This is a genomic window from Tumebacillus sp. BK434 (assembly GCF_004340785.1).
Lineage (GTDB): Bacteria > Bacillota > Bacilli > Tumebacillales > Tumebacillaceae > Tumebacillus_A.
This window is the reverse complement of sequence record NZ_SLXS01000002.1, coordinates 88,582-103,617: the sequence shown is the minus strand read 5'-3', so window position 1 is coordinate 103,617 and position 15,036 is coordinate 88,582. Positions and strand designations below refer to the sequence as shown.

Here is a 15,036-nt window from a genome sequence, read left to right as displayed (position 1 = left end):
GCAATATTTGTCGGAAAAAGTGTACTTGGACTACTCGCCGTGCACGCGCAGCAAGATCGCGTCGCCTTGGGCGGCGCCCGAGCAGATCGCCGCCACACCCAAACCGCCGCCGCGACGGCGGAGTTCGTGGATCAGCGCACCGATGATGCGGGCGCCGGAAGCCCCGATCGGATGACCGAGCGCCACTGCGCCGCCGTTGACATTGACTTTCTCTTCGTCCCAGCCGACGATCTGGCCGGAGGTGAGGATGACGGCAGAAAACGCTTCGTTCACTTCGAAGAGGTCGATGTCTTCCACTTTATATCCTGTCTTATCAAGGAGCTTTTGAATCGCCAAGCCCGGAGTTGTGGCGATATACGGTGCGTCTTGGCCGACTTGGGCGTGGCCGAGGATCGTCGCCAGCGGTGCGATGCCTTGCGCTGCCGCCTTCTCCTCCGACATCAGCACCATCGCCGCCGCGCCGTCATTGATGCCCGGCGCGTTGCCTGCGGTGATCGAACCGTCTTTTTTGAAGACCGGCTTCAGCGCAGCCAGGCCTTCCAGCGTCGTGGACGGGCGGATCGCTTCGTCCTTGTCGACGACGGTGACCGCGCCTTTCTTGCCCGGCACTTCGACCGGCACGATCTCCGCGTCATACTTGCCGCTTTCGACAGCTGCTGCCGCGCGTTGCTGGGAGCGCAGCGCCCAAGCGTCTTGCGCTTCCCGGGAGATCTCGTACTCGGCTGCCACATCGGAGCCGTGCACCGCCATCGGCACGTCGTGGAACGCGCAGCGCAAGCCGTCATACTGCATCAGGTCGACAACTTTGCCGTCGCCCATGCGCAGTCCGTTCCGGGCGCCCGGCAGAATGTACGGCGCGTTCGACATCGACTCCATGCCGCCGGCGACGATCACTTCAGCGTCACCGGCGCGGATGATCTGGTCGCCGAGCGTCACGGCGCGCATGCCGGAAGCGCAGACTTTGTTGATCGTCTGGGTCGGGACTTCCCAGGACAGGCCGGCTTTGATCGCCGCCTGGCGGGACGGAACCTGCCCGGTGCCGCCTTGCAGCACCATGCCCATGATCACTTCCTCGACCTGCTCGCCCTGCACACCGGCGCGGGCAAGCGCTTCCTTGATGACCAGACCGCCGAGATCGGTGGCCACGAGCGGTGCGAGCGCGCCGCCGAACTTGCCGACCGGGGTGCGGGCCGTGCTGACAATCACCGTTTTTGCCATAAAGAACATCTCCTTTGGGCTTGAAATCAAAAACTGACTGATCAGACTAACCTTTTCTGACTGACAGAAAGACACCAGAACATACTCCGGTGTCTTTCCGTTGATTCATGTTGCACAGCTTACTGTTTCGCGCCGAAGACAGACATTTCGAGCAGCTCGACCACGTCGTAGACCGGAAGGTTCTCTTCCACGTTTTTCGCTTTCGTCCCGTCGGTGATCATCGTCATGCAGTACGGGCACGCGGTGCCGATCGCCGTAGCGCCGGTTTCCATCGCCTGCTCGGTGCGCATGACGTTGATGCGCTCGGTGCCGGTGTCTTCTTTGAACAGACCGCCACCGCCTGCGCCGCAGCACATGCTCTTGCCTTTGTTGCGCTCCATCTCGACCAGGCGCACGCCCGGGATCTTGGTGATGATGTAGCGCGGTGCGGTGTAGATGCCGTTGTAGCGGCCCAGGTAGCAAGAGTCATGGAAGGTCAGCAGGTGGTCGACATCGTGCAGCGGCGACAGTTTGCCTGCATCGATCAGTTGAGCCAGCATTTCGGTATGGTGCAGCACGTCGTCCGCTTCAAAGCCGAAATCCGAGTATTCGTTCTTGAAGGTATTGTACGCGTGCGGGCAGGTGGTGACAATTTTCTTCACGCCGTACTCTTTGAAGATCTCCACGTTTGCTTCGGCGAGCGACTGGTACAGGAACTCGTTGCCGAGGCGGCGTGCGGAGTCGCCGTCCGACTCTTCTTCAGCGCCGAGGATGGCGAAGGAGACGCCGGCTTCTTTCATCAGGCGCGCGAACGCCTGGGCGATCTTCTGGTTGCGCACGTCGAACGATGCGGAGGAGCCGACGTAGAACAGCCACTCGACTTCGCCTTCGACTTCTGACATCAAGGGGATGTCGAGGCCTTTCGCCCAGTCGCCGCGGGTGGAACGGTTTTGGCCCCACTCGTTAGACTGGCGCTCGAGGTTTTGGAACGCACGGTTGACTTCCGGCTCGGCCTTGCCTTCGGTGAGGACGAGGTAGCGGCGCATGTCGATGATCTTGTCGACGTGCTCGTTGAACACCGGGCACGCTTCTTCACAAGCGCGGCAGGTGGTGCAAGCCCAGATCTCGTCTTCGGAGTAGATGCCTTGGCCCGGCTCTTCCCCGATCAGCACCGGCAGTTCTGCCGTTGCTGCCACTTCTACGCCGGTGCCTGCTGCGCCTTGCACTTTCGCTTCGAGCAGGGAGTCGCCGACGTCGATCAGGTGGTCTTTCATCTTCAGGATCAGGTATTTCGGAGACAGCGGCGTGCCGGACAGCGTAGCCGGGCAGTTGACATGGCAACGGCCGCACTCGGTGCAGGCATAGCCGTCGAGCAGTTGTCGCCAGGAGAACTGGTCGATGCGGCCAACGCCAAACTCTTCGATCGATTCGTCTTCGAGGTCGAGCTTTTTCAGCTTGCCGGCCGGACGGGAATCGGTCTTGCGGAAGTAGACGTTAAACATCGCACCGATCATGTGCAAGTGCTTGGAGCGCGGGATGTAGACCGTGAAGCCGAGCAGCACGAGCGTGTGGAACCAGAACATGATTTCTTTGATCGCCAGCAGCGCCGTTTCCGACAGGCCGGCGAAGGCGGACGCCAGTGCGCCTGCGACCGGAGCGATAAAGCCCGGATCGTGGCCGGTCAGCGCGTCTGCCGCACCCCAGTAGACGAAGTCGGACAGAATGAGCAGCGCGATCGCGCCGACGATGTAGCCGGCTTCTGCCGTCACGTCGAGGCGCATCGGCTTCAGGATATAGCGGCGAACGGCAGCGATGGCAAGCGCGACGAGCACCAGGATGTTCGCCGTCTCATGCATCGCGGTGAAGAAGCTCGACCCGAGGCCCGGAATGTGATACCCGGTCAGGTGATGCGCAAAGAAGTCCAGCGCACCGATCGAGATGATAATGAAGCCGTAGAAGATGATAAAGTGACCGATACCGGCCGGTTCAGCCAGGACTTTGCCTTGGCCGAGCACGTATTTGAAGAAACCTTTGACACGCGCATCGCTGTCGTCAAAGCGGTTTTCTTCGGCGCCGAGCATCAGGTACTGATAGCGGCGATACAGCGCCTGCATGCTATAGTAACCTGCAACCCCAGCGAGCATCAGGAACAAAAGCACTTTAATCCACGCCATTTCCGTTCAACCCCTTTGCAAATACTAGATGATAGTTTCTACATGAATGAATCATCATTCAAATTTCGACCAAACGGTCGGTTTTACATAGCGAAAATACCTCACCTATACTTATACACGATTTCCGCCAAAAATTCGAGAGTGAATTTCAGGCATTTTGCCCGCTCTGGTGAAACCTCATGCCCATTTCCACGTTCTTGTTATAATAAAGGAAGCAGAAAAGTCAGAACGGAGGCGAGATCCATCGAAAGCACCGCAGGAAATTTTTTCGAAGCGCACCCTGTAACAGGCAAGCATCGCGAACCGATCTGGCTCTCGGCGACGCTGGCCGGGGCCATGATTTTGGTCGTGCTGCTGGCCGATGATATGACGTGGTTCACCATCGCGTTTCTGCTGGCTTGTGCCGGCGGTCTGCTCTACAACGGCTTGTACCGGCCGCCCCGGCAGTTTGTCCGCTACGAGCTGGGGCGCTATGAACTGGTCATCCATTCGGACAAAGGAAAATGGCTCCTGCCCTATGAGAAGGTGAAAGCGATCACCGTGCAGAGCTTTTTGGAAAAGCCGTTCGCCATCGAAGGCGAGATTTACCGCGGCTATGCCTACGGGCTGTTCCGTCTGGGCAGCTACGAAGCGGCGCTGTATGCGACGCGCCGCGACCGGCTCGTGCTGCTCGACACGGAGGACGGACTGATCGGACTGACCCCGGCCGCCGAAGTGGAAGACGCGTTTGTAGCCGAGCTGGCGGCAAAAAGCAACGCGATGCGCGTTCCGGACGGTTTTGCCGTGTCCAAAGGCCGCGGCTACGTTCCCGCGCACGCCAAAAAATCGCCGGCGATCTGGCCGATCGTCCTGTTCGGCTTTCTGCTGAATCTGGTCATTGCCAAGTTCGAAGATGCGTTTGTGTTCAGCGGGTCGTTTTGGTTTGACGCAGGCTCCATCGCGCTGGTTGTGGTCGCAGTGCTGCTCTACCGTCCGCTGTTGCGCCTGCATCGGCTGCAGCCGTGGCTGTTCCCGGTGCTCAGCGCCATCCTGACCCTGATGATGTTTGCCATTTAGAAAGGGAGGTTTCGTCATGAAAATCTACGACATCACCATGCCCGTCTCCGAGCAGACCGCGCCGTTTCCGGGGGACACCCCGTTTGGGCAGGAGTGGGTGTTGACGATGCGGGAAGGCGGTTCCTGCAACGTTTCGAAGATCACGATGAGCCCGCACCTAGGCACCCATGCCGACGCGCCGTACCACTACCATGACGAAGGGGCGACGACCGAGCAGGCCGACCTGAACCTGTACATCGGCGCAGCGCTGGTCGTCGCCGTGCCGCCGATGCCGCTCGTGACGCTCGCGTTCGTGCAAAAGCTGGAGTTGAACGGCGTCGAGCGCCTGCTGTTCCACACAGGTTCCTCCCCCGACCCGCATGTCTTTTGCACCGATTTTACCGCCATCGCGCCGGAAGCGGCGTCGTACCTCGCCGGGCAGGGCGTGCGGCTGGTCGGCATCGACACACCGTCTGTCGATCCGGCCGACAGCAAGACGCTCGATGCGCACAACGCGTTCTTCAAAAGCGGGCTGCACATCTTGGAGAACCTGCGCCTCGACGGGGTGCCGCCTGGCCGTTATGAGCTGATCGCCTTGCCGTTGCACCTGGTCGGCAGCGATGCTTCACCTGTGCGTGCGATATTGCGCCAATTGTAATTCATGTAATTTTCTTAATATTTTAGTAGAAAAGTGTTGACCGCACACACCTCCCCATTTATCATTAAAGTATAAGTGAAAGGGAGGTGTTTCTTTTATGAAAAAAGTGGTGAAAGCAACCGTAAACTCGACTCTCGTTGAGCAAGTGAAGCAAGTAAAATGGATCGGCCGCGTTTCCGAGCTGTAGGAGGCTGACCGACATGAAACCGATGAAGAAGGTTGTCAAAGCTTCGGTGCAAGCTCCGCGCGTGACCGAAGTGAAAGAAGCGATCCACATCACCATCCTGGTCGAACTCTAAGGAGAAGGAGGAATTGATCATGAAAAAAGTTGTGAAAATTCCGGTAACTACCCTGCTTGGCGACAAGTCCCGCATCGCTCCGCCGATCGTGATCGAAGTCAAAGGCACGCACCCGACCGGCATTACCAATGAAATTACGAATGTCAAAGATTTCTTCCCGATCGGCATTCCGGCTGAGTACTTCGAAGAAGTGAAAAGCACCCGCCCGATCGGCATCTCGACTGAAATCTAAGCACGTCCGTGCCCTTTTCCGGACCGGGAAAGGGCCTTTTTCTACCCGTTGACCCTACCTACGAAAATTACTCCGCAAAGGATGAGAACTTATGAACAGCTCAGACCTTTTGGTTCAATATAATAGACTTCGCGCGCTGAGCGACGACCAGGCCGGCTGGTTCGAGACTGAGATCGGCTCCGACCTGTGGGTGGACGGGCTGAACGTCTTTTTGACCGTCGAGCCGGAAGATTTCGAGGCGGCGCTGGAGCGCTTTTTTGCTGATTATGACGTAGCGGACGACAAGCTGACGACCTGGTTGCAGGCGCTGCACCGCTTTTGCATGGAACTGAACGCGGAAGGCGAGTTTGAGCTGTATCAGGCGCTGTCCGTCGGCATGGCCTATCTGTCGGCCCGCCCGGAGATCAACGACCATATGTTCAACATGCCGGCCCGGATTATCAATCATTCCACGGCGCTGCTTTTGTCGCCGACCTATCTGGCCGTCTGGATTCACAGCTACAATGCCGGCTACGAGCTGTTCGTCGACCCGAATGAAAACTCGCAGGACGCCTTCCGCCCCGAGCATGGGCGCATCTATCAGCGCCGGGCTTCGTTTGTTGGCGGCGATGACGGCTCGGTGATCCGCTATCCGTTCCAGAACTACAGCCATGAGATGATGCACATCCTGCTGTTCCATGACCTCTATACGCGCGTCTTGAGCACGCCGGAGGAGGACATCACCTATTTCACGCATATTGAAGGCGCAGTGTCGGTGATGGAAGAGGTGATCATGCGCGAGCTGATGGCGGTGCGCGATGACCTCAACCTGATCGACGACGGCTATGCGGCGGTGACGACGTTCCCGGAATACGGCCTGTACCGTTACAAAGTGCTGCAAGGCGGCGTGGAAGGCGTGACCGACAAGTCGCTGTTCATGTACCGCAAGCGGCTGATGCTGCTCGGCGAAGGCGAGTTCTTCCCGCCGGACAACCCGGTGAAAGAGCAGATCTTGGCGACGCACACGCTGAGCGATCATGAGTTCGAATCGATCCATCCCTGCTTCAATGGCTACCTCGACAACCAGCAGCGCCACGTTCGCTGGGCGAAAAAAGCGGTCGTCCGCAACCGCATCGACGGGTTCCGCGAAGTGATCGAATTGCTGCCGCGCGATGAGTTCTGCGCCCGGAAGCTGACCGAATCGCTCGATCCGAACGCCTGGCACGACTGGCGCGACATGCTCTCCTGCACCGCGCTGCCCGAGCCGGACCCGGAAGTCCGTCTGCGCAGCAAGCAGAAGCTGGCCTGGAAAGAGCTGCTCTACCGCATCGCCGAGATGCGCGGCTACCTCTCCAAACAGGCCGGCGCCGCTGCGGAGCCGGAAGTGCAGAGCGACCTGTACGACTACGCTGCCTATGCGGCCATGCGCTGCCTCCACCCCGACCCGGCCACCCATGACGAAGCGTTCGAAACAACCCGCACCGGAATCCTCGCCGCCGTCTCCCGCCTCGCTGATGCCGAGATGCAGGCCAAGATGAGCTCGATGATCGAAGTGCCGGGCACCTACCTGTTAGAGCCAAAATAAGAACCTGCCGCCCGGTGCATTCGGGCGGCTTTTTCTTTAGAAATTAGAAAGTTGCGACTTTCGAAGAATTTCTGTAACATTTCCTGTAAGAGCGAAGTCTATATAGAAAGATACTGGGGTTTTCGATACAGAGAGAAGGGGATTGACGATGGTAAGGATTTTACAAGGGCTGCTGGTCGCAGTCGGCATCTTGGCCGGCATCCTGCTGATCAGCAACCTCGACAAAGGGATCGACGTGATCTCCAAGACGGAGATTCAGGTTGTCCTGCTCCCGGGCGGCCAGCTGGAACACGTGGTCGAAGCGTTCCCGGGCACCAAAATCACCGATGCAGCGGCCGGGTACATCGCCGTCCCTGCGGGGAAAAAAGAAGTGCTGGAGCGGCAGATCGCCCGCCACAGAGAGGTGCAGCTCACCTTGCCTGTGGTCACGGCGCCCTCCTTTGATTTGGCACGCTACACCAAAGCGTTGCAGGAGCAAATGAAGTCCTATCTCGACGGCGACTTCGGCAAGATCGGCTTCATGTCGCGCCCTCAGCCGATCCCGGTCACCGATTCGCTGCCGGAGATGCTCAAGCGCTCGATGTCCTATCTCGTGCCGGGCCTGTTCCTCGGCATCACGCTCGGCTTCCTTGCCGCGCTGCTCGCCGTCTGGAAGCCCAAGGCGGGCAAAGTGCTCGACACGGGGCAAAGTTTTTTGATGTCGCTGCCCGACTTTTTTGTGGTCGTGCTGCTGCAATTTCTGGCGATCGCGATCAACAAACTGGCCGGGTCGCCGGTGATCATCATCATGCAGTTCGTCAAGCAGACACCGCTGCTCATCCCGATGCTGGCGATCTCGATCCTGCCGGCGGCGCTGATCTACGGGACGCTGCGCATCGCTTTTGAACGCGAATGGGAAGAAGGCTACATCAAGACCGCCTATGCGAAAGGCCTGTCCCGCCCGTCGGTGATCTTCGTGCACATGATGCGCAACACGATGGAAGATTTCCTGACGATCATCCCGCGCGCCGTCTCCATGGCGCTGACTTCGCTTGTCGTCGTGGAAGTTATGACCGGCATCTTCGGTCTTGGCGGATATGCGGTCAACCAAAACATCGCCTATGTCACGTCGCTGGCGACGACCTGCGCGATTCTGGCCGGCTTCTCGCTGCTCGTGCAGGGACTGTTCGCCATCCTGCGCAGCCGCGTCGTCGTGACCACGAAGGAGGGAGCGTAAGATGAACGCCGCCAGAGAAGCCATGAAAGACCGCCTGCTCTATCAGCTGGCCTGGACGCTGCTGCTCTCCCTCGTGTTTGTCGCCGTATTTGGCTCGTACCTGATGCCGCACGAGATCACCGCCGAGCACAAAGTCGGCATCACCTATGAGATGGTCAACGGCGTCAAAACGCCGATCTCGCCGCCGTTTGGCCCGGACTGGTCGCATCCGCTCGGCACCGACCACCGCGGGTATGACGTCTTGTCGCTCCTGCTGAACGGGGCGAAATACACGCTGGGCTTTGCCTTTCTCGTCACGCTCGTCCGCTTCCTGATCGCGCTGCCGCTGGGGCTGTACTCCGGCTCGACCGGGCGCGGCGGCAAGATCATTCAGACGCTGCAGCTGATCACGACGGGCGTGCCGTCCCTGCTGTTCATTTTCCCGACTTTGTACGGGCTGTCGAGGCTGCTCGGGATGAACGAAGGGATGAATCCGAATGATCCGAAGATCATGATGTTTGCGTTTCTGCTGTTCGCGCTGCTCGTGCTGATCGGCGTGTTTCAAGTTGCGCACCAGATGGCGGAGCGCGCCCGCTTCTTCGCCGCCAAAGAGTACATCGGCGCGGCAAAGACGATGGGCGCATCCACGACGCGGATCGTCTTCCGCCACCTGATGCCGCATCTGCGCCCCGACATGTGGTTTGCGCTGTTGACCGATTTCATCCAAGTGCTGTTCCTGCTCGGTCAGCTCGCCGTCCTGAACATCTTTCTCGGCGGCGGGGAGCGCTTCGTCTTCGATGACGGGCCGCCGGCGCAGTTCATGACGCTGACGATGACCGGCGAATGGGGCGGGATGATCTCCTACGGTTCTCGCGCGCTGCGCCAATATCCGTGGATTCTCTTCGGGGCCGGGCTGTTCCTGACCCTGTCGATCCTGATCCTCTCCTTCTTCTCCAAGCAGCTGCAAAAACGCCTGGCGCGCCCGTACTTGTACCGCACCAAGCCGCTTTTGCAAAACAAGCCGGTCCTGGCGCTCGGCACTGCCGTCGTTGCAGCCTGCGTGCTGATCGTCGTCTTCCTGCCGAACAAGTCGCCGACCGTCATCACCGCCACCGCACAGGTGCAGCAGGAGACGGTCGACCCGATCAAACAGGAGTTCGAAAAGCAGATCAAGCGGCAGGAACAAGGTATGAAAGACACGGCGACCGGCATCATCAAGAACTTGAAAGAGGGCAAATGGAACTACGCGCAAGCCTATATCTACCTCGATCCCGGCCGCAGAGGGAGCTATTTGTCGAACTACGAGAAGCCGTTCGCGCCGTTTGACGGCTGGATGGCCAAGTTGCAAGCAGGCTATGAATTTGTAGAGTTCGGCGCGATCACCCGCTCCGACAAACAGTTAGAGCTCAACGAAACCACCAAAATCGACCTGCTCCAGATCGAGATCAAAGTCAAAGGTCCCAACGGCGAGCAGGAGACATGGTACCTCCCGATGAACGGCAACCGCGCCGTCGGCGAACTGACCAAGCCGGAGAACTCGAAGTAAGTGAGAGGTCCGCAGTATGAAACGGTGAATCACATAGGAAAAGGAGAGCCTCGTCGGCTCTCCTTTTTGATTCTTGCGTTTTGTCTCCTACTAACTCGCATGTCTCGTTCGTCCAAAGAGCATTTGTTCAACCTGCTCATAATGTCCAACCGATTCAATGTTCAGGATCGTTCCATATTCGTTGATTACCAGAACCGTTGGGAATTTTGTGATGAAATAATTGCTGATAACCTCATTAGATCTCACAAAATGAATTCCATTTGCAGAGTCTTGGTGCGTGACATTGTCCCCTTCAGCTGCAACCACGATGATTCGCGTGGAAGCAGCCGCTTCTTTCAATGCTGGAAGCTGGTCCAAAAGGTCCTTACAGACCGGGCAAGAATCACTTTTAAAAATCAACAGCGTTTTGTTTCCATCATAATCGGACAACTTAATCATATTGTTATTCTGATCCTTTTCACGAAATAAAGGAGCTTTCTCTCCTGTTTGCAAAGACAGCATCGCAGCTTGACGCCCAGACAGATGAAACCGATTCAGGAATTTTGCCACTAATTTCGCAAAAGTGACGAGAATCGCCAACTGGATGATCATAAACACCCACAATATAGCGTTTGAGATGTACAAAAAGGAATCCATTTTGCGCCTCCTACTCTTCAAATAATTGATTCATTCTTTTGCCGACTCCAATCAAATCAGTCAAGAGAAGATACGTCATCAGCACGACAACTGCCGCTAACAAGATCATAAAGTACTCATACCCATAGATCGCGCTCCACTTCTGCCCTTCCAGCAAAGATTGGACATTTCCTAAAGCGCTGCCGGTATACAAGGCGCTCGCGCTGCCCATCATTAAAACTGCGTTCCTCACGACTAACCACCAGGAAATCTTATGATTACCCGCAACGCCGCCGCAACCGCAAGAAATCTCGTTCCTTCCACGCAGCAAGTTGACAACTATCGCGATTGTATAGGAAGTGAACAGCAGCAATGCGAGGACAAGAGACAAACTGGTAAGTATACCAACGATCAAGAGAACTCCAGCCAATACTTCGAAAGCAATTTCCAATTTCACGAAGCTGGAGACCCATTTTCCTGGGAGAATGCGATACTCCTTGACGATCGCAATGTGTTCATCAATCTGCTTTCGCTTGGAAAGTCCTGCACTTAAAAACATTCCGGCCAGCAACACCCGGACCAACAAAACAAATACGTCCATTATACCACCTCCGCAATTTCGTTCTGCCGCTCATACCAACTAGCTTGCAAGGTAAACATGTGATAGTACTCCCCTTGCAATCGCATGAGTTCATCGTGAGTTCCCATCTCAAGAACTTCCCCCGATTTCATTACCAAAATTCGGTCGGCCATCTTAGCAGCAGCCATGCGATGTGAAATAAAAAAGGCGGTTTTCGATTCGGTCACTTCGCGAAATTTACCAAAAATGTCCATCTCTGCTATTGGATCAAGGGCCGATGTGGGTTCATCGAGCACTATGATTGGAGCATCTCTGTAAATTGCACGGGCTAAGGCAATTTTTTGCCATTGTCCTCCTGACAAATCTTCTCCCTCCGCTAAAAAGCGCCCCAAAGGCGTCTCATACCCATTCGGAAATTTCTCCACGAAATCGTGAACGCCGCTCGTTCGGGATGCCCATGTCACCCTTTCCTCATCCACGTCCCGTTCTACATCCCCTAAGGAGATGTTGTCGTGCACAGAAAACGAATATTTCACAAAGTCCTGAAAGATGACGGTAAAATGTTTACGCAACTCTTGGACCTCAAAATCTTCAATCGGTATTCCGTCGTATCGAATACTGCCTTGTTCCAACGGATATAAGCCGAGCATACACTTCACCAGCGTTGTTTTCCCGGATCCGTTTTCGCCTACGATTGCAATCTTTTCTCCCGGCTCGATTTGAAATGACACATTCTTCAACTGATAACTGTTTGAATCGGGATACCGGAAGTGGACATTTTCAAAAGTAATCCCGCTGTTTAGCGGTTGAGGGAATGCACGCGATTCACCCGCCTTCCTTTCCTCAAACTCAAGTTCAAGAAACTTGAAGAAGTCATCGAGATAAAGTCGATCTTCATAGACAGCCGCCAACAAATGGGTCAATTGTTTTATTGCATTCTGTGCCCCCTGAACCGCTTGTCCAATGGCAATAAAATCGCCAATTTGCAAAGAGCGGAGTCGCAACAAGTAGATAATTAATAGTGCAGAAATGATATAGAAAGCCGCCGACATGGCATCTAATCCAAGATTGGATTTTTGCTGTTTTGTCAATAACGACATCTGTTCACGGGCATTTTTGAGATACCTCGATGACCAGCGTCTCAGCAAATGGTCCACTAACCCAAACAGCCGAATTTCTTTTGCGCTCTGCCGATCAGAAAAGAGGCGAGCGATATAATTTGCTTCCCGGGCTGTCGGAGTTTGCCGCCGATTCAACCAAAATCTTTGGTGACCCAGTTTCGTCTGTATATATAATTGCGGAACAGCCACTACGATCACCGAAAGTGCTAATAACCAATGAATCGACAACATATAGATCATCATCGACACCAAGGTAATAACTGCAGTCAGCACCTGCATGACATTCTTTATCGGAGAGAGAATTCGGCTTCCGCTTCCCTGAATTCGTTCATAGTGATGATGAAACGCTGGCAGGTCATAATAATGGAACGGTACTGCCGCTGCTCTTTTCGTCATCAGTAACTGCACATAATGTCCCATGTGATTCTCCATCCGAAAGTCTGTATACTCTTGGACGTACTTTAACATCGAAGTGAATACCGCCAGAGAAAACTGTCCTATCAAGAAAATGAGAACCAGACCATACCTTGCCTCATTGTCGTTTAGAAACATTACAATGGTGTTAATCAGTTCCTTTGTGAGCCAAATCGCAGCCATCGGCGACAGCCCTTGCAAAACGCCATATAGTACAGAGAGGAACAACCACCACTTTCCCTGCGTCCAAACGAAGAGAAATGCTTGAAGTAGTCTGCGCTGGGCCATTCATGACCTCCTGCTTTCGATAATGTAGGAAAGAGGTCATTTATAAAAATGACCTCACAAGTAAGAAACTGTATAACTGACTAGCAGCCGCACTTGATAAAATTACTGATGTAGCACAGTGCACCGGAAGTGCAATCGAATTGCGCATTATATTTCCCTTTACCCCAGGAAGTGCCACCACAATCCGGTACCGACTGGCATGTTACACCGGTCAACAGGCAGCCAGCACAATCGCTGCCAGCACCCTCCGGACTAACCCCGAAGAACTTCGAAACCAACTTCATCATTACTCTCACCTCCTTTCAAGCTGACGGAAAAGTACTTCCGTACGGCCAACGGTACAATCGTAACTTCCAAGACCGAGTCTGCATCATCGATGACAACAAAGCTGGGCACAACTTCTATTTTCATTTCCTGCTTTGCAAACTTGGTCGGAATTATGCTGATGGGCATCAATTCTTGATAAAACGTGAAGAATTTGCTCGTATCTTCACCTTCATCAGCAAGCAGGAAGCATGAAACGTGTCGTGGTACATCCAAGTCCATTTCGAGCAAGTCTTCGATTCCTTTAAAACAGGAAGGACAATCCGGCGATACGAACAAGAACACTCTGTAACCCTCGCGGCGATCTTCCGGCAAAGCCAGAAAGTCAGTAATTTTCCGTCCCACCAACGGATGTGATTTTTCCAGTTTCGGCATGTCTACTTTCTCAGGAAGTTTTTCAATTTGGTGTTTCATCTCTCTCGTTGTACGCCAAGCAAGTAGAGCGAGTAATACCCATCCAAGAGGAATCAAAAGATCGGTAAATATAAACATCACCCTCGATTAACTTATTCGGAAAATGAAATAACTCCATGACAGGATTATATATTTACAGACAGAATTATACAATACATTTCTTGAGAAAAAAACCAAATTAAGTATTTTCTCACAAACCCATCCCCCATTCATAGTTTCGAATTTCTGTTAATAAAGCCATGGGTTATACCACTTTTTACAATAAATGTGATACAATGCGTGATAGAAAAAGAAAGCATGGTGATAGGTATGAAAACAATGTATTTGAGAGCTTCTCTGGTTGTTGTTTTCGTAATATTAGGAGTTTTCTTCTTAAGCAATCTGCATAAAGGGATCGAACGCTTCGAGCCTGACCAAGTGCGCGTGTCAGTGAAAAAGGGTACTTTCGAAGAATTGCGATCACGGTATCCGGAGATCTCTGTACTTGATGAGACAACAGGATTAATCGGGCTTCCCTACGGTGAGAACCAATCCTATGTCGCCAAATTCCAAAAGGATAACAGCATTGGCGGGGTCACCATGATCCCGGTCAAACCTCACTTTTCATTCAAATTGTACAGGCATGCCGTCACAACCAATCTGCAGGAGATGTTGGATGGGAAGTTTGGCGAGCTGGTCTATGTGGAAAGGCCTGGGCGAGCGTACTCGATCAATCACTTACTTCCGGATATGCTGTTGCGGTCCTTGTCTTATTTCGCTCCCGCCCTGACCGGTGGAATGGTGCTGGGCATCCTCTTTGCCCTGATGGCAACTCGCTTTCACGCTCTTGCCGGGATCTTTGACAAGCTTCACGTGTTGATCATGAGCCTGCCCGACGTCTTTTTGGTGGTTGCCTTGCAGACGGTCGCTATCCTTCTTTCGAAAGCGGCCGGCCATAATGTAATCCTGATCATGCAGTACGTGAATCAGATTCCCTTTCTCATCCCGTTCCTCTCGATCATGATACTTCCCTTTATGATCACATATGGCACTCTGCGCAACGGTTTCGAACGGGAATGGGAGCAAGGGTATGTGAAAACGGCTTACTCAAAAGGTCTTACGAAGCGCATGGTCGTGTTGCGGCATTTGTTTCGGAATACGCTGGACGACCTGTTGTCTGTGATTCCCCGCATCGTTTCAATCAGCGTGGCGAGTTTGGTAATCGTCGAGATCATGACCGGAATCTTCGGTTTGGGCGGTTATGCGATCAATCCTTATATTTTGAGCGTCACGTCTTTGCCCACGACCTGTATTCTGTTAGCCGGTTTCGTTCTCCTGACCCATGGGGCTGTGGCGCTTCTTCGTAATAAGTTGATTATTTCAACGAAAGAGGGGTCGTAG

The 15,036-nt window shown here is 54.3% G+C and carries 12 protein-coding genes and 1 pseudogene; 7 read left to right on the top strand and 6 right to left on the bottom strand.

Features of this window, described 5'->3' with window-relative positions; genetic code table 11:
• Positions 1-30: 30 nt before the first annotated feature.
• Together EV586_RS04935 and EV586_RS04930 are read right to left on the bottom strand one after the other, a co-directional pair.
• Positions 31-1,218: an acetyl-CoA C-acetyltransferase gene (locus tag EV586_RS04935; protein ID WP_132943971.1), complete on the bottom strand. Its 1,188-nt coding sequence runs from the start codon at positions 1,216-1,218 to the stop codon at positions 31-33.
• A 119-nt stretch (positions 1,219-1,337) separates the two neighbouring features.
• A complete protein-coding gene (locus EV586_RS04930) occupies positions 1,338-3,371 on the bottom strand; it encodes a (Fe-S)-binding protein (RefSeq protein ID WP_132943970.1) in 2,034 nt (677 codons plus the stop codon).
• Between the two features lie 336 nt (positions 3,372-3,707).
• On the opposite strand from EV586_RS04930, the gene EV586_RS04925 reads away from it, so the two are divergent.
• The 6 genes from EV586_RS04925 to EV586_RS04900 all read left to right on the top strand — a co-directional run bounded on the left by EV586_RS04925 (position 3,708) and on the right by EV586_RS04900 (position 9,900).
• Complete coding sequence (locus EV586_RS04925) at positions 3,708-4,427, top strand: PH domain-containing protein (protein ID WP_165898288.1); 720 nt, start codon at positions 3,708-3,710, stop codon at positions 4,425-4,427.
• Positions 4,428-4,443: 16 nt separating this feature from the next.
• Positions 4,444-5,064, top strand: coding sequence for an arylformamidase (gene kynB / locus EV586_RS04920; protein ID WP_132943968.1), 621 nt, complete (start codon positions 4,444-4,446; stop codon positions 5,062-5,064).
• Positions 5,065-5,382: 318 nt separating this feature from the next.
• Complete coding sequence (locus tag EV586_RS04915) at positions 5,383-5,595, top strand: hypothetical protein (RefSeq protein ID WP_132943967.1); 213 nt, start codon at positions 5,383-5,385, stop codon at positions 5,593-5,595.
• Between the two features lie 91 nt (positions 5,596-5,686).
• On the top strand, positions 5,687-7,159 hold the full coding sequence (locus EV586_RS04910) for a hypothetical protein (RefSeq protein WP_132943966.1): 1,473 nt from the start codon (positions 5,687-5,689) through the stop codon (positions 7,157-7,159).
• Positions 7,160-7,307: 148 nt separating this feature from the next.
• Positions 7,308-8,375: an ABC transporter permease subunit gene (locus EV586_RS04905; protein ID WP_132943965.1), complete on the top strand. Its 1,068-nt coding sequence runs from the start codon at positions 7,308-7,310 to the stop codon at positions 8,373-8,375.
• 1 nt (position 8,376) lies between these two features.
• The gene (locus EV586_RS04900) at positions 8,377-9,900 is read left to right on the top strand and encodes an ABC transporter permease (RefSeq protein ID WP_132943964.1); all 1,524 of its coding nucleotides are present in this window, start codon (positions 8,377-8,379) and stop codon (positions 9,898-9,900) included.
• 90 nt (positions 9,901-9,990) lie between these two features.
• Here the strand turns inward: EV586_RS04900 and EV586_RS04895 are convergent, their stop codons facing one another.
• From EV586_RS04895 to EV586_RS04880, 4 genes and pseudogenes are all read right to left on the bottom strand, one after another.
• On the bottom strand, positions 9,991-10,536 hold the full coding sequence (locus tag EV586_RS04895) for a peroxiredoxin family protein (protein ID WP_132943963.1): 546 nt from the start codon (positions 10,534-10,536) through the stop codon (positions 9,991-9,993).
• Positions 10,537-10,546: 10 nt separating this feature from the next.
• Positions 10,547-11,116 (bottom strand): MauE/DoxX family redox-associated membrane protein, encoded by a 570-nt coding sequence (locus EV586_RS04890; RefSeq protein ID WP_132943962.1) that lies wholly within the window; start codon positions 11,114-11,116, stop codon positions 10,547-10,549.
• Positions 11,116-11,871: pseudogene (locus tag EV586_RS21810) on the bottom strand (ABC transporter ATP-binding protein); the annotation flags it as partial. The pseudogene EV586_RS21810 and the gene EV586_RS04890, both read right to left, overlap by 1 nt.
• A 1,299-nt stretch (positions 11,872-13,170) precedes the next feature.
• Complete coding sequence (locus tag EV586_RS04880) at positions 13,171-13,656, bottom strand: hypothetical protein (protein ID WP_165898285.1); 486 nt, start codon at positions 13,654-13,656, stop codon at positions 13,171-13,173.
• A gap of 279 nt (positions 13,657-13,935) precedes the next feature.
• On the opposite strand from EV586_RS04880, the gene EV586_RS04875 reads away from it, so the two are divergent.
• Entirely contained in the window at positions 13,936-15,036 is a 1,101-nt protein-coding gene (locus EV586_RS04875; protein WP_132943959.1) for an ABC transporter permease subunit, read from the top strand.

Bases quoted from the DNA above. Each gene is read 5' to 3' on its own strand.
- EV586_RS04935 (WP_132943971.1), bottom strand. From the start codon at position 1,218: ATGGCAAAAACGGTGATTGTCAGCACGGCCCGCACCCCGGTCGGCAAG.
- EV586_RS04930 (WP_132943970.1), bottom strand. From the start codon at position 3,371: ATGGCGTGGATTAAAGTGCTTTTGTTCCTGATGCTCGCTGGGGTTGCA.
- EV586_RS04925 (WP_165898288.1), top strand. From the start codon at position 3,708: ATGATTTTGGTCGTGCTGCTGGCCGATGATATGACGTGGTTCACCATC.
- kynB (WP_132943968.1), top strand. From the start codon at position 4,444: ATGAAAATCTACGACATCACCATGCCCGTCTCCGAGCAGACCGCGCCG.
- EV586_RS04915 (WP_132943967.1), top strand. From the start codon at position 5,383: ATGAAAAAAGTTGTGAAAATTCCGGTAACTACCCTGCTTGGCGACAAG.
- EV586_RS04910 (WP_132943966.1), top strand. From the start codon at position 5,687: ATGAACAGCTCAGACCTTTTGGTTCAATATAATAGACTTCGCGCGCTG.
- EV586_RS04905 (WP_132943965.1), top strand. From the start codon at position 7,308: ATGGTAAGGATTTTACAAGGGCTGCTGGTCGCAGTCGGCATCTTGGCC.
- EV586_RS04900 (WP_132943964.1), top strand. From the start codon at position 8,377: ATGAACGCCGCCAGAGAAGCCATGAAAGACCGCCTGCTCTATCAGCTG.
- EV586_RS04895 (WP_132943963.1), bottom strand. From the start codon at position 10,536: ATGGATTCCTTTTTGTACATCTCAAACGCTATATTGTGGGTGTTTATG.
- EV586_RS04890 (WP_132943962.1), bottom strand. From the start codon at position 11,116: ATGGACGTATTTGTTTTGTTGGTCCGGGTGTTGCTGGCCGGAATGTTT.
- EV586_RS04880 (WP_165898285.1), bottom strand. From the start codon at position 13,656: ATGAAACACCAAATTGAAAAACTTCCTGAGAAAGTAGACATGCCGAAA.